The organism is Desertibaculum subflavum (genome assembly GCA_003576705.1).
In the GTDB taxonomy this organism is placed as follows: domain Bacteria; phylum Pseudomonadota; class Alphaproteobacteria; order Ferrovibrionales; family Ferrovibrionaceae; genus Desertibaculum; species Desertibaculum subflavum.
In genome coordinates this window covers 13,066-32,937 of sequence record QOZS01000015.1, presented here as the reverse complement: position 1 = coordinate 32,937, position 19,872 = coordinate 13,066, and the positions used below count along the sequence as shown (strand labels likewise).

Annotated in this window: 21 protein-coding genes; 3 read left to right on the top strand and 18 right to left on the bottom strand. The window is 62.6% G+C overall.

What is annotated here, in order from left to right; all coding sequences use genetic code 11:
* Window positions 1-412: 412 nt before the first annotated feature.
* From DT074_RS09910 to DT074_RS09885, 6 genes are all read right to left on the bottom strand, one after another.
* On the bottom strand, window positions 413-1,207 hold the full coding sequence (locus DT074_RS09910) for a hypothetical protein (RefSeq protein ID WP_162914776.1): 795 nt from the start codon (window positions 1,205-1,207) through the stop codon (window positions 413-415).
* A 142-nt stretch (window positions 1,208-1,349) separates the two neighbouring features.
* Window positions 1,350-1,826, bottom strand: coding sequence for a hypothetical protein (locus DT074_RS27995; protein ID WP_162914775.1), 477 nt, complete (start codon window positions 1,824-1,826; stop codon window positions 1,350-1,352).
* Between the two features lie 539 nt (window positions 1,827-2,365).
* Window positions 2,366-3,376, bottom strand: a complete 1,011-nt coding sequence (locus DT074_RS09900) for a hypothetical protein (RefSeq protein ID WP_119419681.1) — start codon at window positions 3,374-3,376, stop codon at window positions 2,366-2,368.
* The gene (locus DT074_RS09895) at window positions 3,366-4,625 is read right to left on the bottom strand and encodes a hypothetical protein (protein WP_119419680.1); all 1,260 of its coding nucleotides are present in this window, start codon (window positions 4,623-4,625) and stop codon (window positions 3,366-3,368) included. The genes DT074_RS09900 and DT074_RS09895 overlap by 11 nt, the downstream gene beginning before the upstream one ends.
* A 9-nt stretch (window positions 4,626-4,634) precedes the next feature.
* Window positions 4,635-5,387: a hypothetical protein gene (locus tag DT074_RS09890; RefSeq protein WP_162914774.1), complete on the bottom strand. Its 753-nt coding sequence runs from the start codon at window positions 5,385-5,387 to the stop codon at window positions 4,635-4,637.
* Window positions 5,388-5,443: 56 nt separating this feature from the next.
* Entirely contained in the window at window positions 5,444-6,853 is a 1,410-nt protein-coding gene (locus DT074_RS09885) for a hypothetical protein (RefSeq protein ID WP_119419678.1), read from the bottom strand.
* Between the two features lie 454 nt (window positions 6,854-7,307).
* Here DT074_RS09885 and DT074_RS27990 point away from each other — a divergent pair, with 454 nt between their 5' ends.
* Together DT074_RS27990 and DT074_RS27985 are read left to right on the top strand one after the other, a co-directional pair.
* Window positions 7,308-8,087, top strand: coding sequence for an endonuclease/exonuclease/phosphatase family protein (locus tag DT074_RS27990; protein WP_162914773.1), 780 nt, complete (start codon window positions 7,308-7,310; stop codon window positions 8,085-8,087).
* A gap of 106 nt (window positions 8,088-8,193) precedes the next feature.
* Window positions 8,194-8,565, top strand: coding sequence for a hypothetical protein (locus tag DT074_RS27985; RefSeq protein ID WP_162914772.1), 372 nt, complete (start codon window positions 8,194-8,196; stop codon window positions 8,563-8,565).
* A gap of 28 nt (window positions 8,566-8,593) precedes the next feature.
* On the opposite strand, the gene DT074_RS09875 is transcribed toward DT074_RS27985, so the two are convergent.
* The 8 genes from DT074_RS09875 to DT074_RS09840 all read right to left on the bottom strand — a co-directional run bounded on the left by DT074_RS09875 (window position 8,594) and on the right by DT074_RS09840 (window position 16,414).
* On the bottom strand, window positions 8,594-9,478 hold the full coding sequence (locus tag DT074_RS09875; RefSeq protein ID WP_119419759.1) for an ADP-ribosylglycohydrolase family protein: 885 nt from the start codon (window positions 9,476-9,478) through the stop codon (window positions 8,594-8,596).
* A 38-nt stretch (window positions 9,479-9,516) separates the two neighbouring features.
* Complete coding sequence (locus DT074_RS09870; RefSeq protein WP_119419676.1) at window positions 9,517-10,065, bottom strand: phosphatase domain-containing protein; 549 nt, start codon at window positions 10,063-10,065, stop codon at window positions 9,517-9,519.
* A gap of 292 nt (window positions 10,066-10,357) precedes the next feature.
* Window positions 10,358-11,905, bottom strand: coding sequence for a phage terminase large subunit (gene terL / locus DT074_RS09865; protein ID WP_119419675.1), 1,548 nt, complete (start codon window positions 11,903-11,905; stop codon window positions 10,358-10,360).
* Complete coding sequence (locus DT074_RS09860; RefSeq protein ID WP_119419674.1) at window positions 11,902-12,261, bottom strand: DUF5681 domain-containing protein; 360 nt, start codon at window positions 12,259-12,261, stop codon at window positions 11,902-11,904. Before DT074_RS09860 ends, terL begins: the two co-directional genes overlap by 4 nt.
* A 16-nt stretch (window positions 12,262-12,277) precedes the next feature.
* Complete coding sequence (locus DT074_RS09855) at window positions 12,278-13,654, bottom strand: DNA methyltransferase (protein ID WP_119419673.1); 1,377 nt, start codon at window positions 13,652-13,654, stop codon at window positions 12,278-12,280.
* A 292-nt stretch (window positions 13,655-13,946) separates the two neighbouring features.
* Window positions 13,947-14,552, bottom strand: a complete 606-nt coding sequence (locus DT074_RS09850) for a hypothetical protein (protein WP_119419672.1) — start codon at window positions 14,550-14,552, stop codon at window positions 13,947-13,949.
* Between the two features lie 15 nt (window positions 14,553-14,567).
* A complete protein-coding gene (locus DT074_RS09845) occupies window positions 14,568-15,494 on the bottom strand; it encodes an HNH endonuclease (protein ID WP_119419758.1) in 927 nt (308 codons plus the stop codon).
* An 8-nt stretch (window positions 15,495-15,502) separates the two neighbouring features.
* A complete protein-coding gene (locus DT074_RS09840) occupies window positions 15,503-16,414 on the bottom strand; it encodes an HNH endonuclease (protein WP_119419757.1) in 912 nt (303 codons plus the stop codon).
* A gap of 223 nt (window positions 16,415-16,637) precedes the next feature.
* Here DT074_RS09840 and DT074_RS09835 point away from each other — a divergent pair, with 223 nt between their 5' ends.
* Entirely contained in the window at window positions 16,638-17,459 is an 822-nt protein-coding gene (locus DT074_RS09835; protein ID WP_119419671.1) for an isocitrate lyase/PEP mutase family protein, read from the top strand.
* 77 nt (window positions 17,460-17,536) lie between these two features.
* On the opposite strand, the gene DT074_RS09830 is transcribed toward DT074_RS09835, so the two are convergent.
* The 4 genes from DT074_RS09830 to DT074_RS09815 all read right to left on the bottom strand — a co-directional run bounded on the left by DT074_RS09830 (window position 17,537) and on the right by DT074_RS09815 (window position 19,528).
* On the bottom strand, window positions 17,537-18,178 hold the full coding sequence (locus DT074_RS09830) for a thermonuclease family protein (protein WP_119419756.1): 642 nt from the start codon (window positions 18,176-18,178) through the stop codon (window positions 17,537-17,539).
* A 362-nt stretch (window positions 18,179-18,540) separates the two neighbouring features.
* On the bottom strand, window positions 18,541-18,759 hold the full coding sequence (locus tag DT074_RS09825) for a hypothetical protein (RefSeq protein WP_119419670.1): 219 nt from the start codon (window positions 18,757-18,759) through the stop codon (window positions 18,541-18,543).
* 36 nt (window positions 18,760-18,795) lie between these two features.
* Window positions 18,796-18,999, bottom strand: a complete 204-nt coding sequence (locus DT074_RS09820; RefSeq protein ID WP_162914771.1) for a hypothetical protein — start codon at window positions 18,997-18,999, stop codon at window positions 18,796-18,798.
* An 85-nt stretch (window positions 19,000-19,084) separates the two neighbouring features.
* Window positions 19,085-19,528: a hypothetical protein gene (locus DT074_RS09815; RefSeq protein WP_162914770.1), complete on the bottom strand. Its 444-nt coding sequence runs from the start codon at window positions 19,526-19,528 to the stop codon at window positions 19,085-19,087.
* Window positions 19,529-19,872: the final 344 nt, after the last annotated feature.

The following is a 19,872-nucleotide window of genomic DNA, read 5'->3' as shown; positions in this document are numbered from 1 at the left end:
AGCTAGATCAGATGCTGAAAGCGATATGCTGACGGCACACAACGCTTGCGTCGGGCTGGGTAGCAATCGGGTAGCAAGACGCCAATTCGTCCGTACCCTGTTTTCGATTGGGCGAGTGGCCCCCGTTCTCTCAATATCTGATTGGAAGCCGCTATAGTTGGCCGCGGAAGGGAAACGCTTCCGGTGGGGCACCCGGTCTTCACACCCTTTCCTTCCAGGCTGAACAGATGACCGGCCGACGATCAGCTCACTCCTCATGGCATTGTCCGCTTTGGGTCAGGTGCAGTGAGTTGAGGGCGAGCAGGGACACACGCCAACAGCGCTTGCGGATCCAGGGCCCATCGCTCGACCAGAAACATCGGCCCGAGGGAGTTGCGCGGGAGATCACCACGACCCTTTCGCCTCAACGTACTCAAGCGTTCCGCGCGGATATGTCGTACCCCATGAATGGCCGCCGCGCCACCCCACCAATGAGAAGACCGGCGAGGGCTGTGACCACGATAATCGCGCTCCACGGCTCCGCGACTTCCACTGTGTTCGCCGCGCTCAGAAACTCGCCAGAATCAGGGATCATCCGGATGTTGTCCGGCAGAAACAGGGAGAATGTCGCGGCGACGTCAGTGTTCGCCACCAGCCCAATCGCCATGCCAAAATCGAACGGCACGACGGCGGAATTCAACGTGGCCTCCACCAGAAGGGTGTCGGCATCCATGTCCAGGATGCGGACATCCGAGTGATTCCCATCCTCGATCACGCTGCCGACAGCCGTGTCATAGATAGCAGAGAGGTCGATCCCGCCACTGTACGATCCCAGTACCAAGGTCAGCCCCCAGGAGTAGACGCCGCCCTCGCCAACGGTTGCGGCGATGTCGTACCGGAACCGGAAGGTGACCGGCGTGGTGAAGTTGGAGACCACGAAGCTGCCAGCCTCGAAAATCGATGCGCCTGCGCTAGCTTGCTGCCCCGCACCATGGTCCGCGCTGGCCTGGCCCTTAAGGGTGCCTCTGGTCGTATCGGCCTCGATGAAGGCCGAAGGCCCCGTCGGAATTGCAAGCTCGGACGTCGAAACCGTCGTCGAGCTATCAGTATCCAACAAAATGGCGGAGCCTATGTCGAGGCGTACCCCGGTGAAGGCGGTGGCACTTGCCTCGTCCGTTGTGCCGACGATGGTCAAACCAATCAGCAACCCGACGAACGTCAAACGCATGGCATCCTCCATTTCGAGAGCCCGAAGAACAGGGCGCCAAGGCCAAGGACGTCCGCGATGCCGGGGGCCGGATTATCGGCGATGGTGACCTCAATGCGATCGACCACGCCGACTACCCCCTGCAGCAGCGCCTTGGGAACGGCTAGGTCGATAAGGCCGACATGGAACCGCCGCACCTCGAAGGCGTCGACGTTGAAAACAAGCGGCAAGTCGCCCGTGAATCCGGCCCCGCCTCCACATTGGTCAGCATCACGCCCAACTGCTGCAGGCCATAGCCTTCCAGGGCTTCGGACGGATCGGGCCGGAGGCCGATCCATGTCTGCGAGTGGTAGTAAGGATAGATGTCGATCGGATGGGGGAACGGTCGTGGTTGCGAAGGCGGTGCCGATGCCCACGGTGCCGCCCTGCCTATCGTAGCCCACGAGAGTCGGAAGTGCATGTCGTCGAGCGCGTCAAAGGCATGGATGACCGAAAGGAAGAGCGGCGTGCCGATGGGATCCGAAGGCACGGCGCTGTTGTCGGCGAGGTGCCGATAGAAATTCACCCCGGTTGTAAGCGACGTCAGGGCGGCTGCGAGCAGGATGAGACCAGTGGCGAAAAAGCGACGGCGGATAGGCATGGCTTACCCCTCGCTGCCCCATCGCCTCACACGCCAGACTATGCCGAAAAGAAACGGTCTGGAAGATCGACGACTCTTTCGATCGGGGACGAAAGTGGCGAGTGTGACGCTCACCTCGCGGAAATGGGCAGAGACCATCCGAAGTGGTTGCCCTGGCGCATCTGGGGGGGATTCATTTCGTCGATGAGGCCTGTTCCCTGGTGGCCAATAGAAGCGAGTGGGACTACCTGAATGTCCGCCAATGGGATCGAGCGGAATGTCCGCTATGGGTCAGCAGATACGATAAGCGCTGTGGGATGCGCTTGCGTCTATCCAGCGCGAGTTAAATTGCCACTATGCGAGTCTGCGTCGACGCTGAAACAGACGCCGCAGCCAACGTAACACCCCTGACCGACGTCGAAGCTCTTCAAGCACTTCACGGTCGCCTAGCTGTGTCGCGACACCTCGCACCTCGCGATCTGCAGTATCGATGCCGTGCCGCTTCGCGATGCGAGCGAGCACGCGGACGCGAAGGTCAAAGAGAGCGCCGGACAGCTCGTTCATGGTCTCGGCAGCGGCATGATACGGGAATCGGGGTAGAAGTAGCTGTTCACCGCATTCACAAGCTCAATCGGTGCGCTCGATACCGAGGAATAGATGATCACGTAGAAGCGGCAGCGCTGCTCGACGCTCCAGGCATAGAGCGGACGCATCTGAGCCTGGAAGGTCGCCAACGACAGCTCCGTACTGTACTGCACCGAGGTGAGCGGGAGCTTCGCTTTGTCTTCCCGCCGGTGCGGCAGGTTTCGATCCCTGATCTCAACGCCACTCCCCGTGATGACCAACTCGAAGACACTCTCTGTCTTACCTTCGGGGGTGGCCCAGCAGCTTGGAAACTCATTGCCCCGACCGGTGTTCTTGATCTGCGCCGTAAGCTGCGCGATCTGTCCCCGCAGGTTTTCGGCATTCTTTGCCGCCAATTGGGCTTCCTTTAGCTTCTCTAAGACTTTCTCGGGCGTTGCGTCGGCATCGCCGCTCCGGCGAATCTCGCGGACAATGTCCTCAAGTGCGGCTTTGGTCGCCTCAAGCGGCTTGAGACGCTCGATCTCCTTTTTCTGTGCAGCAACTTCCTGCCGGAGCACCTCCAGCTCTTTGAGCCGCGCCACGGCGTCCTTAGCAGTCGGCTTGCCGCCGTCAATCCGCCGCAGCTCGCGAATGATGTCGTCGATCTCGCGAGCATTCGCCTCAAAGGGAGCGAGCCTAAGGACCTCGCGCTCCAACTCAGTAATCCGATTCTGCTGCCGCTCCATGCGCTGTACGATGTCGGTCACCGAGATGGCATTGTTCTTCTCACGGGTGAGGGCAACCACTTCCCGTTCCAAGATCTCAAGCGACGCGATACGGCGGTCCTTCTCTGCGATAATCGCATCCCGCCTCGTCAGTGCGATGCCGAGCGCAAGGAGGAGCGCGAACAGGATGAGCACCATGATCTCGGCCATGGTGAGGCCGAAGACGAGCCCCCGCCGGTAGGCGCTGTCCTGGCTCGCGATATCGGCGCCCTTAACGCTCACCGAGCTGCTCCACCATCGTGCGGCTGAGGCTCACGAGTGATGCTTCCACCAGCCGAACAGCCTCCCGGCTTTCTGCCGCCATCGCCGATATGGCACTCCGCTGCGCGCGCAGCTCTGCAAGGTCGGCCTCGATCGCCGCGCGTACCTCAGCGATAGCGTCACCATGCCCATTAAGCGCTTGTCCGATCGCGGTGCCTGATCGCGTGACGGCATCAACCTGTGCTGCCAGGGCATCCCCCGACCGTGACAGCGTCTCGGTTATTCGTGCCGCGCCCGCGAGCGTCTCTTCGATGCGGGCGCCGAAAGATGCGATGTGGCTCGATAGGATCTTGTCCGACCCCGCAAGCGAGGTATGGAGCGCCTCCGACGCTGTCACCGCAACCTCGATCGCTTCGCGCATACGCTTCAAATCGGTGGTCTGCGCACGATTACGCTTCAGTGCTTCGCTCGCCACCTCATCAAACTTTTGGACGATTGGATCAAATTTCTTCGCGAGGAGCTCCGGTGACGCCTCGATCTTCTCAATGCGCTCAAAGAGCGTGTGGAGCGCCTCGACGCTCTTCGAGGCGACCTCGTTGAGCCGCACCGCGTGATCGGTGAAGGTGCCAAACGCGACCTGGATCTTCTCGTTCACATCCGTTGCGACGACAGCGAACCGCTCAACTTGCTGAGTCATCGACGTGCTGGCGGAGGTTGTCACGTCCCGAACGCCCTCTTCGGTGATCTGCACGATCTTCCGCTTGAAACTCGACATCTCGGTGGCGACATCGGCGAGCTGCGATCTGAGCGCCATGCTCGCTTCCGCGAGCGACTGGCGCGCTTCCCGCTCGTACTCGACGGGGTCTTCTCGCATTTGATTGAACAGCACTCTGAAGGCGAGGCCGAGTATCGTCGTGCCTAGGGCAATGCCGAAGTTCGCAATAATGTCTGCGGCGCCGGATCCATCGGGATCGTATACCCACAACGCGTGCGATAGAGATACCAAGGTGAATAGGAAGCCGAGATAGTAGCTGTTGTCGCCGACCCGGTCTTCTCGAATGCGGTAGCGCTTCGTCGCGATGGCGACGAGGGCGTAGAACAGCATCAAGCCGATGGGGACGAGCGTCACCTCCCATTGCTTGAATCCCAGAAGTTTCATCGTCCAAATTGCGGCGCTGCCGGCGACAAACAGGGTGAAAAAGAGAAACTGGTCCTGCGTGTCGGCGCGCGGATTGCGATAGCGGCGATTGCCGGCGGGTATATCGGTCACGCGCGCCTCCTATTGCAGCGGTTCCCAGTTGCGGAGGTAGCCGTCGCTCGCTGCGGCAAACTCGACCCAAAACCTGTACAGCGGAGGCTGCTGCACGTTGCGGCGCGTCTCGCGCACGATGAGGAGCACATCGACGTTGGCGCCGCGGAGCATCGGCTTGATGCGGAGATAGTACTGTGTGGCTTTGAACCGCTCGAAGGCGGGGGCGCCCTGGTACATCGAGAGATCGGCGGTGTGGTGAATCATGTCAGAGACGACGATGACTCGCTTGTCGGAAGCCGGAGCGGCAAGCGGCGCGCCAAGTGCCGTTACCGCTACCGATTGCAGCCCTTCAAAGAGCGGCGAGGAATCCTGGGTAGGAAGTTTCCGAATGTCCGCAGCGACGGCATCGACCTTGTTCGCAAACTGCTTCTGCCAGAGGCGATCGGCAAGTTCTGGATTTCCATAGAGAGAGCTGTCGATGTCCCTACCGCTGCCAGGGCTGCATCCGGCAAAGAGCGGCTCGATCGCCTTCTCTGTGGTCGGGTTCAACGGGTAGATCTCGAGCCGGCCGTATCGTGGAACATCATTCCTAATCTTGTGGAGTGCGTTCCGAAGTGCCGCGGCCTGGACTGCGTTCACCGGGTCGGTGAGGTCGATGAGAGCCACGGTGACGCTATCGTAGCGATCCTTTGGGCAGCCGGTGTCGCGATCGGTGTCGCGCGCTCCGAACCGCATGACGATTGCTGCTGTAGCTATGGCGACGATGATGACGACTCCCACGGTGCCGTAAATCCAGCCGAGAGCTACTCCTTTGTCTCGCCGCCGCCGTCTTCGACTCATGTCGATTCCTTCACCTCCACGAGCTCGTCGATGCGTCGGTACGCCGCGAGCGCAGCGCGGTACGCGGCGTTCACCTCCTCCTGAAGCTTCGGCGCATCCTCGAACAGCTTTGCGATTTGTGCCTGGACGGCATCCGCCGGCTGCGAGGGGGTGATGTCGGGGCCGAGCGAAGGGCACGCATATGTCCACCGCTGCTCAAAGCGCGGCGGCGCAGGCGACTTGCGCGCCTTTCGGTTCTCATCCCGGTAGTAAGTGAGGAGAGTGTTCGCAGCGGATTCCAGATGGGCGAAATGCTGGCGCATTTCCTCGCGAAGCGCTTGGCTCTTGATTGACACATATTGGGCCTCGCTGTGGCGGCTCTGGATGCTCCGCGCCAGATCGTCGAGCCGCGCGTCGGCCGCCTTCTTGACCTCCTCAAGTTGGTCGAAAAGCTCGTCCTTCCGGTCAGTGTACTCGTCGAGCGCGTCGAGGTTCTGACGCATGCGGTGGCCGTATCCCGGGTACGGATCGTTCATCCTGAGGCCGTCGTATGCCGCGAGGAACGAAAAGAAGAGGCCGATCAAGACGAGGCTCCAAGATTGGAGATCGTCGATCGCAAAAGGGGATGCGACCAGGGATCGGTACGCGGCGGCCGACGCTTCGAACGGATCGCTCGCAACGGCATTCCGGTAATGCGCGACGGCGAGGTTGAAGCCGACGGCGGCAGCAAGATAGGCGAGGCTCGCAAGGCTCGCGAGAATGCGGACGAACCAGTTCCGATATCCGATCCACGGGAGTAGCGCGCGTCCGACTACGACGCCGGCGACGATGTTGATGAAGGCGATGATGAGCGCTTCCGCGATGCCGCCCACGAGGCCGAATACGCTGCCCTTCGAGAGGAAGAAGCCGTTCAGCACCGATTCAATCGCGAGGATTAGCACGAGGAGGCCCCACTTGTATGCGCGGGAGCCGATGTCGCGAGCGGGGCGACTGATCTTGTGACGTTCGCGGAACCGGTTGAGCTCGCGCTCAGTCTCGATCACGTCGCGCTTTGCGGCGTACAAGTCGCCAGTTCCAATGTGGGTCTTGCGCTCGAAGTCGGACGTGGCGCTTTCCGCGACACCTTTGACCTGGAGCGCGAGGGCCATGATGCCCGTATCACTCGCCCGGTCAGCATAAGTCTTCTGATGGCTGAGGTAGTGGTTATATTGGGTCTTTCCTTCGTTCTCGATCTCGTTGGCGATCTGCTGCTCGGTTGCATCGAACGCATCACTGTCCGAGGCAGGTAGGTTCTTCTGCCCACTATCCTTCGCGCGCTCCTTGAGCCGTAGCTTCTTGATCATCCCGTCGGTGTCGATCGCCGGGAACGTAAGGATCGACGAGGCCACGTTCGTGCGGGGCCTATTGAACAGGTTGTTAAAGGCCATCTCTCCCCCGCAGGCGGCCGTGCAGTCAAATGCCTCTGGGGCCAATGTATCCGAGGCGGGGGATCACTGGTAGGCGCAATGCGTCGCGATTTGCGCGCGCAGGGCGTATGGTTAACGGTGGAAACGGGATTGGATGTGCCGCGGCAGAAGGTGCGAGGCGCTGGCTCAATTGCCCTCATTGCAATGCCCAGCACGCCATTCCCAGGGCATATCAAAGGTGCCCGCCCAGATACCCCGTCCGGCCTTTCGCGCGTCTGCCTCTTCTCTCAAGTATCCGAGGGGCGGACAAAGGCGACCGTCCAGCCGCTCGACACCATCCAAGAGCCGAGGACCCGGCCGGCGACCATGCAGTGGACGAGCGAGCGGCGGTAGCGTCGCGGGATGACTCAACGTATCGAACACTGAAGCCGCGAAACCGTAGGTGCATAGCGAGGCAACTGATCAAGGGAAGAAGATGCAACCAGCTGAAGTTCGCGAGCCGCGCCTGCGTCTAGTGAGCTGGAACTGTGCCGGAGCAATTGCTGGCAAGATCGGCGCCCTTCAAGCGTTGCGGCCGGACGTTGCGATAATTGCCGAAGCGGCAAGCTCTGACTGCGCACTGCTGGAAGCGAAAGCGTCGGTGTCCGGTCGGCCAATTTGGGCCGGTGCCGACAACAAGAAGGGTTTGCTGATAGCGGCCTTTGGAGACTGGGCATTGATCCCCACTCTTGTACATCCTGGCCGAGAAGAGATCGTCGCTCGGGTAGGCAGTGGCTCAGTGTGCCTAAACATTATTGCGCTCTGGCCTGTTCAGCGAAAGGGCGGGCCAACCTATACGGCGATTGTCGCCGATGCGATTGAACGTCACGCCGATATGATTAAGACAGGGCGCACAATCCTAGCTGGTGATCTGAACGCGAGTGTCGCCATGGCAGGTCAAGCCGGCCGCAACCTCACCGGAATTGTCAATCGTCTATCGCAGGCCGGACTTCAGAGCGCCTACCATATCAGCGAGGCCGTTGAGCATGGCGAGGAGGAAGAGCCGACACTTTATTGGCGGCGTCGCGGCTCCCCGACTGACCGATTTCACATCGATTTCGTCTTCGCTCCTGCGCAAATGCTTTCGCCCGGATGTGCAAGCGTCGGAAGTTATACGGACTGGGTTGAAAGCGGCTTGAGTGACCACGTTCCGGTCATTGCGGACCTCCGCGTGGCGGCCCCAGCATCAGCCGGTGGTGCCGATGGTGTGCGATGAGCATCGTAGCCATGCAGGCATCGCGATCATGCCGAGGATCATAGTGGGAGGCACGGCGCGGGCCGGCGAAAGGCATTGAGAGGGTGCCCTACCCAACTACGTGAACATGCGTAGTGCGATCCATAATCAGTTGCTAGCGAAGCAGAACTTCTTCTGGGAGATGCTGCTGCCGACTATGGGGCATTCGTGGACAATCCGAGAGGCGGCAACAGCGCACACTTCTGCCCTGTCATCCCTCAGATCTGGGATCGCTGGTTTCAGCGGATTTGATGACACGTCCCCTCCACAAGGCGATTGCGGCCGTCTGCATTGCAAGCGCATCCAACAAGAGACGTTCCAGCGCGAGCATTGTGCCGACCGCAGCCTGATCGCCCTCATTCATCAGCACCGTGGCGACCTGGTCGACGCGCTGGGCTATTTCCCGCGTTGTCGATCGCAGTTGATGGACGATCTCTGCAAGCGCTGGGCTCCTCTCTAGAGGCCCCATTCCTATTGTCCTCCGGCGGTCACGTTGCGCGATTCCACAAATCAGCGGCGAGGGCTTCGATTTGAGAATTCCATGCCAAGCACGTGCGCCACTCTGGGGGTATACCTGAAGCGCCCCACAGGGCGCCGGCGATTTGACCCGCTACGGCACCTACAGTATCTGCGTCTCCGCCTAGATTGACCGCGAGCAGGAGAGCGTCCCTGAAATCCGCTCCCTCATTCACTGCCCACATTGCTGCCTCAAGCGTCTCAACGACGTACCCGCTCGAGCGGATCTGATCTCGATTCTTCCGCTTCCAACTCCCGCCGGCGACGCCCGCCAACAGCGGCTCGTCTGACGCGCGCTCTGCCCACAGGGCAGCCTTGTCGCCACTCTCGATCAGGTCCCGAAGGAGGTCGGCGAGCAGCCGGCATCCTGCGACCGCCGCCGGTGCGGCATGTGTCGTCTGGCTTTGAAGCTCGGCGATCTCGATGGCCGCCTTAGGGTCTTGAAACCATCGCAGCACCACCGGCGCAAGCCGCATGATCGACCCGTTGCCGGCGGTCATCGGATCCGTGTCGCCAGCAAGTGGATTACCCGTCTTCTGGAACCTCGCCAGCGCGGTGCGGGTCGTGATGCCGATATCGAAGCAGCGCCCGTTGACCGAATTCTCGCCGTGTTGCCACCAGCGAACGAAGCGCCGCATCAGGTCGGCCGGATCGAAACCATCATTGGCCAGCAGGCTCTCGGCCAGGCAGAGCGCCATGCTGGTATCGTCCGTCCACTCGCCCGGTAGCAACCCGAAGGGGCCGCCACCGATCATGTCGTCCAGTGGCGGATAGGAATCCCGCCGGGTGAATTCGAGCGTCGTGCCGAGCGCGTCCCCGACCGCGAGGCCAACAAGTGCGCCGACGGCGCGATCCATTCTTGGGTCCAGCCGCGGCTGGCCACGCGCTCGCGCCGTCAACGTCCCGCCTCCCGTAGTGCCAATACATACTGCTCCTGGGCGGTGGTCTCGATGGCGCCTGACCGGACGGCCCGCACGGCGCGCATGGCGGCTGCGGGGGCCATGCCGAACTCGATCAGCAGGCGCGCCGCGACCAGACCCGCTCGTCCCAGCCCACCCCGGCAGTGCACCAGGATTGAACCACCGCTTTCGATTTCGTCATGCAGCGTCGGGCAGACTGACTTCCAGGATCCTTCGAAGGTGTGATCGGGAATGCCGCCGTCCCGGATTGGCAGATGCATGAATCGGATATCCGCGGCTTCGACCGCCTTCTTCAAATTGGTCACCCGCAGAAGCTCGATCTCGTGCCGCTCCAACAGGCAGATCAATGTGGACGCGCCCCACCGCTGGATCGCTTGCACATCCGCCGCGAGATCCCGGTCCCAACCCCCGGTCATCGCCGCAGGGTCATACTTGCCGGGGCAGAAGGTGATGCCGATCCGGCCCAATGTGCCCGTGATCGACGCCGTCGCGATCTGAAGCGGGTGGGTCTTGCTGGTGCGCATCAATGGTGTACTGCCTCGCCTGTCGTCGATCCGGACCGCGACCCCCCTTACCGAACCGAGGGGTAAAGCCGCGGTGAACAGACGAACGCTCTGTGTGGCGAGGAAGTCAAGTCGAACGAGCTTCAGGCGCAGTGACGCGCTGGGCAATGAATGAACAACACGCGGTGGGGCGTCTAGAAATCGCGTTCAAGGTTGAGCAATTGCGGCTGAATCGCACACCGGCTCCTCGCATCAGCCAGCGCAACGTCGTGCGCTGATCCGAGCAGCCGAACCGTCGCGAGCGGCTGGGGTTCTAAATGAGATGAGGCCCCGAGTCTTCAGGATCAGCATCGTCATCGGCCGCGAATGGATCACTATGAAGGTCCAACATTCCGGACCAATCACGCTCACTCGGAAACTGGTCTTCGAGGGGCTTCTGCCCATACCACGGTATGGCCGCAACGAGCATCGGGCGCTCAGCATCCCAGAGCAGTGCATGCACCATGCTGTCGACCTGGTCGTCGTGCCGTCCATTCGGAAAGGCCAACACCTCCTGTAGGAACCCGGCGAGCCACGACGCTTCCGCGGGGAGGAACACCTTACCGGCTTCCACATGAACGGCAGCCTGACCTGCCCTGTACTCCTTCTCGAGCTTCGCTTTTCGAGCGATGATGGGGTGCTTCGTCTCCTGCTGCAGCACCTGGATCAGAGAGACCCCTGCATTCGCCTCCTCGATCAGAATGCCATTGGGCCGCCACTCGTCGGCGAGGCGTTTCGCGACCGCCACAAGTTCCGGAAAGGCCCACCTGCCCCGCACGACATCCAGGAGGTAGGCGTTGCCATTGTTGAACTGCCAGATCGTGCAGACCGACCAATCGGCGCTGTCGGTCGGTTTCGATGCGCAATCCCAACAGATCGCTACGGTGCCATGGCGCGGGATGTCTCGACGGTCGTCGTAGGTCCGAAACCACTGGCGCTTGAAGATGTTTCCATCCGGGGGCACGGGCGACTGCTGGTATTGGGCGGCGAAAGCGATGCTGCCCATCTGGCTCTTCAGCCGGCTCAGTGATTCGGCATCCATCCGCTCTGGATCCAGCAAATCGCCGGCGCGCATGCGGTGAACGATCAGCGCGCCGTCCTCTTCGAGGCGGATGGGAAAGTCCCTATCCTCATCGGCCTGTGCCTGCAGGACCAAATTCGGCCAACCAGCCTCAATCAGGTGTCCCGCCAGGTCGTCCTGGTGCAGGCGCTGCATGACCAAGAGGATCCGCCCCTGCGCCTGATTGTTGAGGCGACTTGCGACAGTGCTGTCGAACCACTCCTTCACGGTCCGACGCGCCGCCTCGGACAAGGCATCTTGGGCCTTGAGGGGGTCATCGATGATGATCCAGTCGGCCCCGCGACCGGTGAGTGTGCCACCGACCGAGGTGGACAGCCGAAATCCACCCTTGGTGGTCGCGACCTCGCGGGCACTCTGCTTCCGCGAATCCAGGCGCGTATACGGAAACGCCTCGCGATACCACCGGCTCTGCATGACCGTCCGGAGATCCCGGGAGAACTTTTCGGCGAGGTCGTCGCTGTAGCTCGCGCAGATGATCTGAGCGCTCGGATTGTGTCCCAGCAACCACGCCGGGAGCGCCACCGACGTGATGATGGATTTGAGCGACCGGGGCATGATGTTGATCACAAGCCGCCGGGAACGGCCGGATACCAGGTCCATCACGGCATGGACGATCGCGTCGATGTGCCAGCCGTGAACGAACTCTTGACCAGGGTGCAACGTGTTGAACACCTTTTGCACCATGGCGCCGAGATCGCTGCGCAGCACAGCGTGCAGCGCCAGCCGTTCAGGAGGCATCATTCGGGCCTCCGATTGCGCCTGGCGAAGTAGGCATCCAAGATCTTCCGATCGTCGCTATCCAGCTCCTTCTCGGCCTCCTCGCCCTGGCGTTCCTGTGACAGCTTCATGATCGTGAATGCGGCGCGGGTATCGCCGCCCATGGCCCGGGCGAGGAGCTGCTTCACCATCGCCTCTGCCTTGGTGATCCGCCGAGCCTTGCCGTTCTCCTTGACGGTGATGCGCTCGGTGAGCTCGTCCGCGACGATCGTCAGCAGGTTCCTGCTGCCCTTGGGCCGGCCCTTCGGATTGCCGGATTTGCCCTTCCGGAACCGCGTCGCCTTGGGCGGCTTGCGATAGCCAACCTTGTAGTCGCTCATCTGGCGGGCCCCCTATCTAGCGTTCCGCCAGGCGCGACTGTGCGACGTCGGCAAAGGAAGCATCCGACCCGGCAAGCCGGGCGGTCTTGCCGGTGCGCTCCTGCCAGCGGCGGATCGCAACGTCGCAATAAGAGGCATCCAGCTCGATCACGCGGGCGATCCGGCCCGTGCGCTCCGCCGCCAGGATGGTGGTGCCCGAGCCGCCGAAGGGATCAAGCACAAGGCCATTCCGGCGAGAACAATCACGAATGGCATCGGCCACGAGCGAGAGGGGCTTGACGGTCGGATGGTCGGCAAGGTCGCTATTCCGGCCGCGCCGGAAGGTGTTGGCGCCGGCATAGCTCCAGACGTTGGTGCGGTAACGACCACTCTCGCCGAGACCGAAATTGTTGATCGGCCGACCGCGGCCGCTCTGGAACACCAGCACCATCTCGTGCTGCGACCGGTAGAACGAGCCCATGCCGGCGTTGGTCTTGGTCCATACGCAGATGTTCTTGAGCGCCGAGTAGGTGGAGTCACCGGCAGCCTGCATGTCCTGCAGGTGGCGCCAGTCCGTGCAGACGAAATGGATCGATGCCGGCTTGGTGTGCCGGGCCAACAACTGAAACACGCTACTCAGAAAGCCGCGGAACTGCCCGCCGGTCATCTCGCCGGACGCCATGGCGAATTCGCGATGCTTGTGGCGCCCGCTGCCCCCGACGAAGCCCTGGATGGGCACGTTGTAGGGCGGATCGGTGAAAACCATCTCCGCCTTCTCGCCCTGCAGCAGGCACGCGTAGCTGTCGGGCAAGGTCGAATCCGCGCAGAGCAGCTGATGCGGGCCCAGTACCCACATATCGCCGGGCCTGGTCACCGCGATCTCCGGCGGTTCGGGGATGGCGGGATCCTCGACCGCGCCGGATACCTCCTCCGCCCCATCGATGATCAGATCGACCTCGGCGGTCGAGAAGCCGGTGAGTTCGACGTCGTACTCAAGTTCGATCAGCCCCTCGAACTCGAGCTTCAACGTGTCCTTTTCCCACCGCGACAGCTCGGTCAGACGGTTGTCGACAATCGAATAGGCGCGTTTCTGCGCGTCCGTCAGATGACCGACGCGGATGGTCGGTACCGTGGCGAGTCCAAGCAACTCGGCGGCGTCATAGCGGCCGTGGCCGCTCAGAATCATATTGGTTTCGTCCACCACGATCGGCACGACGAAGCCGTATTCGCGGATGCTCGCCGCAAGTTTTTCGATCTGCTTCGGCGAATGAGTCCGCGCGTTCTTCGGATTGCGGCGAAGCTCCGCCAATGCCGTTGCCGTAAGCGCGCCGGTGACGGCAAACGGAGCGATGATCTGACCAGGTCGCGGAGATGGCCGAGTACGTCGGCTGCCCGTGGCAATAGCTCTAGGCATGGCGCTACGTCCTGTACTTGAGGATGTTGGCGCGCCTAGGACCTACCGTGGTCAGCCGATTTGTCCGTGGCGAATCGGAGGGAATTTTATGCTAGGGACGGGCGCCGTCAATTATCCATTCCAAATATAGCGTGGCGCTATATTTGGCGCGAGGCGAGTTCACTCGAAATGAACGTGCGCTCCCTCAGCGCCAACGCCATCAAATGACACGTTCGGCTGAATGTCGTGCTCCACGTTTCCCCGACGCGGACGCGAAACAAAGGCGCATCGGTGGGCCGCTATCTCATCCGCTCTATGCGATGAAGGATACACAGCCGTCGCCAGCTACGAGTGCAATCTCGATTCCGGAGGCTCGGCACCGGTGGCGCATTCGATCGGCAAGGTTTCGGGTGACCTGGGTGTCGGGTACAACGGCGATGTGGCGCTCATCTTTTTGCTCGCGCCCCATCATCTGACCAACGGCTTCACACAGGCCGCGGCGGAGGCGGGATTTCTGGCCTGGATGCGTGGTGTTCAGGATGCCGCCTTTGCACTCCGCCACGATGCGTCGATTACCGTTCGTGCCGACGACATCACCCAAGCCTGCAGTGAATGACATGGCGATCGCATGATCTCCTCTCTGGAAGTGCGCACCCTTGCCCTTTCGGCTAGCGACCGAGAAACCGTGCGCAAGCAACCATGGCTCCAGCTCGAACCGCTTCACATGCTCGCCGTCAGGATGAATTTCTACGAGTGAGGTCCCGGCTTGCTCATTGAGCAGATGCATTGCAAAGGCGAGCATGACGGCGGCTTCGGTCAAGTGTTGCTCGGCGCCGCCTGTAGTCCTTCCAACCCGATTTGGCGGCGGATCGCGATGCACGACGAGGTCTTCGAGCGGTGCTTGGACTCTGGTGTCCATCTGCTTCACTTCCTATCAGATCCTGGCCCTGAATTGGTCGAACCGCATCGCCAGCCGGTCGCGATCGGGAAGATCTTTGCTGCGCTTCGGCAGCAGCAACCGGCCTCCTTCTAATCCCTTCAAGGCCGCCAGCATCGGACCGTCGTTCTGCGCCAGCAGGCGCTCCGAAACATGCAGCCGGTAATCCGGGTCGATGCCGATCAGATGGGCATCGAACGCGGCATGGTGGATCTTCGAGAGCGGAAGCCCATTCGACACGACGGGCTGGCCGAGCAACTCGTTCTTGTCCTGAACGATATGAGCGGCATCCAGGAGCAGGGGTTCCGGCAAACCCGATATGGCACAGCGACCACGGTAGGCCGCGATCACGGCCTCTCGGAACGAGGCCTGGTGTAGCCGCTGCTTCACGGTACGGAGTGCATAGCGTCTCTCGATGGCGTTCTCCGGTACGGCGATCGAAGGCTGATCGGGCACACCAAAGGCAATCCTGGCTTTGAGCGAGTCCGCATCCCATCCGACAATGAAGGTCGGGACCATGGCCTGATACCGGCCTGGTGCGATGCCGAGGAAGTAGATGACCGGGATTTGGTGATCGCAGGCTTCGCGGAGCCATCGATTGTCCGCCGCCTCGGGGTCTTGCCCCATGAAGGCATAGTCGACGGTTTCGTCTCCTTCGAAGATCTGTCGATGCACTTCGCGCTGGTCGTCGTACCAGACCTTCCCACCTGGCTTCGGGAACACGGTCTTGATCGACAGCAGGAAGCGCATCTGCTGCGGTTTGAAGATGCCGCGCTGCGGATTGATCAGCGGAATGCGCTCACCCTGGAAGATGAAGCCGGACTTCAGGTCGTTGGCGGTCAGGTGGTCACGTACTTGGGCCAGACGGCGGACGCGATCGAAGGCGGCCATGCGCATGAGTGTGTCGCGATCGGCGTCGCTCATGCTGCCGGTCATCCCCTGAACCGGTGCTCGTTGTGCCAGCTCAAGACATCAGCGTCGGGCCGCTTGCTGAGGTCATGCGGCGCACGGATGTGCTGGCCGTGCAGGGCGTAGTAGTGCCGGCCGTTGTCGAATTCCTCGCGGATGCGCCGGCTGACCTCGAATCGGAGGTCCGGCGTGACGGTGACGTAGCCCGCATCGAAGAGGCTGTGGATATCGCGCCGCAGCAGAAGGCCGTTCCGAGCTTCGTGTTCCCCGCCCTCGCCATACGGACGGATATGGGCCGCCTCGAGTGCCGGCAAAGTCCGCTCCTGGGTGATGACGCAGCGGCGATCGTAGATATCGGTCACCAGGATCCGGAAGGCGCCTTGCCCTAGTCGCGGTCGGATCAGCTGCGGTGTGCCGAACCGAGCCGCCTCCGGCACTACGGTCGGCGACAAAGTGCTCCAGCGTTCGCCCACCAGGTCCCAGAGGTGGCGCCCCTCGGCCTCCTCCGTGTCGTAGGTCTTGAACGTCACGATGTTGGGTGACCAGCTCGGCGGGACGGGGATCCACTCGTGCTCGGCGAGGAAGAAGGGCTGGGTCAGGATCCGGCAGCCGACCGGGAAGTCGCTGCGGTCAGCCGGATCCTTGCGGCGGTACTTGGCGATGCGCTGGCGCATCTCCACCGCTGTCGAGGCGCCATTGGCAAGCCCGAAGGCTTCCCAGGCGAGTGAGCATGGCAGCGTATTGGCGTAGGCGAAGACGCCGCCGCCCACGATGAAGTTCCGCGGTGCGTGCAGCTTGAAGAGGAAGAGCTCGCCAGGCTCGAGGGCACGGAAGCTTGAACCCGACGGCGACCAGAAATTGACCTCCTCGAGACCGGGCTGCCGCCGCAATGTCTCGAACCAGTCGGTGTCCGTTACGGCGACGACGAGCTTCACCCCCACCGGCGCGTTCCCCCCTGGGCCGGCCTGATCCGCAATCTGACTGCGATCTTGGACCCATGCCGTCGCGGATGTCCAACGGGCCGGTCGGTTCCGCCGCGGGTCGGCTCCACTCGGATTGACCCGCCAAATGGCCCGGGACCATTGCCCGGTTTGGCCCTCGACAGATGGGAGTGCTTCCGCGCTATCGTCCCGCCCATTCCAGATCGGGAGGGTAAAGATGCCCAAGAGCCAAGCTGACCTCGCGAAACAGTTCCAGGAGCTGCATCGGAGCGGCAGCTTCATCATCGCCAATGCCTTCGATGCCGGCTCGGCGCGCGTGCTGGCGGGCCTCGGCTTCCCGGCCCTGGCGACGTCGAGCGGCGCCTTCGCCGGCACCCTCGGCCGGCGCGACGGCAAGGTCACCCGGGAGGAGGCGCTGGCGCATGCCCGTGCCGTTGCCGGCGCGGTCGAGCTTCCCGTCTCCGCTGACCTGGAGAACGGCTTCGGTCATGCGCCTTCGTTCGCCGCCGAAACGGTGCGGCTCGCCGCCGGCACCGGCCTGGTCGGCTGCACGATCGAGGATACAACCGGCGAGAAGGATCGGCCGCTCTACGATATCGGCCAGGCAGTCGAGCGCATCGCCGCTTGCGTCGATGCGGCGCGCGCCGTCGGCTTTCCGTTCATGCTGACCGCGCGGTCGGAGAACTTCCTGCGCGGCAATCCTGATCTCGACGACACGATCAAGCGCCTGCAGGCCTACGAGAAAGTGGGCGCCGATGTGCTGATGGCACCGGGACTGCCGGATCTCGCGGCGGTCAAGGCCGTCTGCTCGGCGGTGTCGAAGCCGGTCAACTTCATGGTCGGCATTCCCGGCAAGTCCTTCACGGTCGCCGAGCTGGCGAGCGCCGGCGTGCGCCGGATCAGCCTTGCCACCTCGCTCTACCGCGCCGCGATGACGGGGCTGGTCGCGGCGGCAAAGGAGGCGAAGGAGAAAGGCACGTTCGGCTATGTTGGTTCGTCGATCCCGAGCGGCGAACTCGCCGGCTTCATGCAGGGATAGGTCGAGCTGTTCTGCCAAGACCTGCTTCGATCGTTCGCGGCTGTCTTGTATCAGTGAATCACCGGGCGAGTGGCAGGCTATCGTTTCGAACGGCGCCAGCCGGCTGCGCGTGCCTCTGCCTCGGAGCAGAACATCCGCTCGCCCTTGAGCGGGTCGATCCGGGTCTGGTCATAGAAGTCGCCGCCTGGCACGTGATAGATCCGCTCGCCCTTGCTGCTGATGTTTCCCTTGATGAGGCAGCCGCTCTTCTGATCTGAAGCGGAGGAGGGTGCCGAGCTGCCCTGGGCGCGCCGCCATTCCTCCGGCGGCGTGAACGTGCCGGCCCAGAGGCCGCGTTTGGCCTCGCGCGCGGCATCCTCGTGGCTGACATAGTCAGTCGAAAAGCGCCGATAGGCGATGGCCCAGCCCACGCTGACCAGCCAGGCATTCAGATCCTCTCCGCCCAGGTGGCAGACAGCGATAATCCGCTGGTACCGGTCAGTGCCGCGCGGCGCGCACGCGACGGGTCGCTCGCCGATTTTGTTCGACAGAGCGAGCGCCGCTCGCTGGCCGCAGCGATGGCTGCCGCCGCGGTCGTCCTTGCAGGTCTGCGCGCTCTCCGGCGCGTCGATGCCATGCAGGCGGATGCGCTGGCCGTGGATTTCGAGGGTGTCGCCGTCGATGACCGAGGCGCGGCCCGAGATCGCCTCGCTGGCGAATGCCGGCTTGGCATCGAACATCCAACCGCGATCCCAGGCGAGCAGAAGACTGCCCAGAATCACGCCCACAAATATGGCCGCCGACGCGAAGAGCTTTGCCCGGCGGGGATTGCGGCGCACTTTGGCCTTGCCACGCCAATACCGCCGCCGATCAGCAGCGGGGTGCTGGTGGCGTCCGCCTCGAGTTCCTGGGGCATGGCGCATGGGGGAGAGCGTGGCGGCGCCCTGCTTAAGGTTGCTTTAAAGCTCCCGGTAACCTTTCAGGACCGTGGGCGCGTGGTCGCGTTGCCGTGTACCTGGGGATCGAGGCGCGACCGCGGGAACAGAGGCTGACATTCCAGGATGCCTTCATGGGCGGAACCGGAAAAAGCGTCTGCGGGTGATCATTTCCGCGGCATGGCCTCCGGCACATCGTCGCCGAAATGCCCCAGCCCGATCTCGGCGAGCGCCTCGGCCTTGGCCCGCATGCGCGTTGCTGTCCGGAGCATGTCGATGTCGCCGACCTTGCTTGCGGTTGCTTCGAGCTTTCGAGCCAGTTGGTAGAGCCGCACGGCGCGATCGATCGCGTCGGCCGGCGTGGAGAGGGGTTTCCAGTTACTCATCGGTGCCCACTGATATGACAATGCCATCTTCGCGCATCAGTGGAGGCTCTCATCGCCGATCGGTCGGTCTCGCCGCAGTTCCGAGATGGCGGCAAGGATCCGTCGCCACACTACGACGCCTTCCGCATCCCCTTTGACGCGCATCGCATCCATCTTCGACAGCGCCACCTGATCCGCTTTGGCGCCATGGCTGTTCAAAAGCAGTTTGGCGGATCGCCAGATGTCAAGATCGTCGACCACCAACCCTAGCCCTTTCAGTCCGCGTTTCGATGTACGTGGTGCCCATCATTGCCGGCACGCTTGTGCAGCTCAATTCGGAACCGCGTCACGGCCCGCGCTTCCAGCGCAGCGTCCATTCCAGCAGCTTGATCAGGCCGCCGCCGAGCAGCAGCCAGCGCCAGAGCGGATTCTGCAGGACGATCGCCGATAGCACCTGCTTGGCATACCAGAGGCCCGCAGCGGCGCGCCCGAAACCCGGCAGCACGTCGTGCGCATAGGCCCGCTTCAGCGAAGGCAGCACGGCGTCGCGCTCGGTCTGCGGCAGCAGCATGTAGAGGAGATAGGTCAGCGCGCGAGGCGGCTCGGCCGCAGCGTCGTTCGAACGAAAAGCTTCTTCGGCTGGCACGGCTTCCTCGATCCGAGGCAACTCGTCGATCAGTTGGCGCCGTATCTGCCGCGTGAGAGGCTCGGACCAACCAAGAAAGCGCGCGTCGCCCGTCATCTCCGCCGCCAAGGCCTTCGCCCGCGCCCGCAGCACCAGGAACAGCACGGGGTCATCCGGCCGGCTGCTGAACCTGGCGACATCGCAGGCCAGATGTGCCGCCGGGGGGATGTCCGGCTGTGCCGATGCCTTGGGCCGCTGCAAAGTTTCCGTGTGCATCGAACCCTCCCAACCAAGCGCGATCCGCTCTCAGCTCCGGCCCTCGGGCCGGGAAATGCCCTCAAAAGGCATATGAGAACATAAAGAGAACACATATTTGAGTCAACAGCAAATCCCGACATTGCGCGCCATCCCGGCGACGCACGCGGATGGTCGGAACGAGCGGCCTGATACCTGGAATCCGGTCCGGACGCGGCGGATCGCTGAAGCGTAGGCTCGCTGAGCACGCGCCC

Excerpts from the sequence above, each read along its gene's own strand:
- DT074_RS09870 (WP_119419676.1), bottom strand. The coding sequence starts at position 10,065 with ATGCGCACCAGCAAGACCCACCCGCTTCAGATCGCGACGGCGTCGATC.
- DT074_RS09850 (WP_119419672.1), bottom strand. The coding sequence starts at position 14,552 with ATGGACACCAGAGTCCAAGCACCGCTCGAAGACCTCGTCGTGCATCGC.
- DT074_RS09845 (WP_119419758.1), bottom strand. The coding sequence starts at position 15,494 with ATGAGCGACGCCGATCGCGACACACTCATGCGCATGGCCGCCTTCGAT.
- DT074_RS27985 (WP_162914772.1), top strand. The coding sequence starts at position 8,194 with ATGCGTAGTGCGATCCATAATCAGTTGCTAGCGAAGCAGAACTTCTTC.
- terL (WP_119419675.1), bottom strand. The coding sequence starts at position 11,905 with ATGATGCCTCCTGAACGGCTGGCGCTGCACGCTGTGCTGCGCAGCGAT.
- DT074_RS09825 (WP_119419670.1), bottom strand. The coding sequence starts at position 18,759 with ATGAGTAACTGGAAACCCCTCTCCACGCCGGCCGACGCGATCGATCGC.
- DT074_RS09885 (WP_119419678.1), bottom strand. The coding sequence starts at position 6,853 with ATGGCCTTTAACAACCTGTTCAATAGGCCCCGCACGAACGTGGCCTCG.
- DT074_RS09860 (WP_119419674.1), bottom strand. The coding sequence starts at position 12,261 with ATGAGCGACTACAAGGTTGGCTATCGCAAGCCGCCCAAGGCGACGCGG.
- DT074_RS09910 (WP_162914776.1), bottom strand. The coding sequence starts at position 1,207 with ATGCGTTTGACGTTCGTCGGGTTGCTGATTGGTTTGACCATCGTCGGC.
- DT074_RS09855 (WP_119419673.1), bottom strand. The coding sequence starts at position 13,654 with ATGCCTAGAGCTATTGCCACGGGCAGCCGACGTACTCGGCCATCTCCG.
- DT074_RS09875 (WP_119419759.1), bottom strand. The coding sequence starts at position 9,478 with ATGGATCGCGCCGTCGGCGCACTTGTTGGCCTCGCGGTCGGGGACGCG.
- DT074_RS09835 (WP_119419671.1), top strand. The coding sequence starts at position 16,638 with ATGCCCAAGAGCCAAGCTGACCTCGCGAAACAGTTCCAGGAGCTGCAT.
- DT074_RS09830 (WP_119419756.1), bottom strand. The coding sequence starts at position 18,178 with ATGTTCGATGCCAAGCCGGCATTCGCCAGCGAGGCGATCTCGGGCCGC.
- DT074_RS27995 (WP_162914775.1), bottom strand. The coding sequence starts at position 1,826 with ATGCCTATCCGCCGTCGCTTTTTCGCCACTGGTCTCATCCTGCTCGCA.
- DT074_RS27990 (WP_162914773.1), top strand. The coding sequence starts at position 7,308 with ATGCAACCAGCTGAAGTTCGCGAGCCGCGCCTGCGTCTAGTGAGCTGG.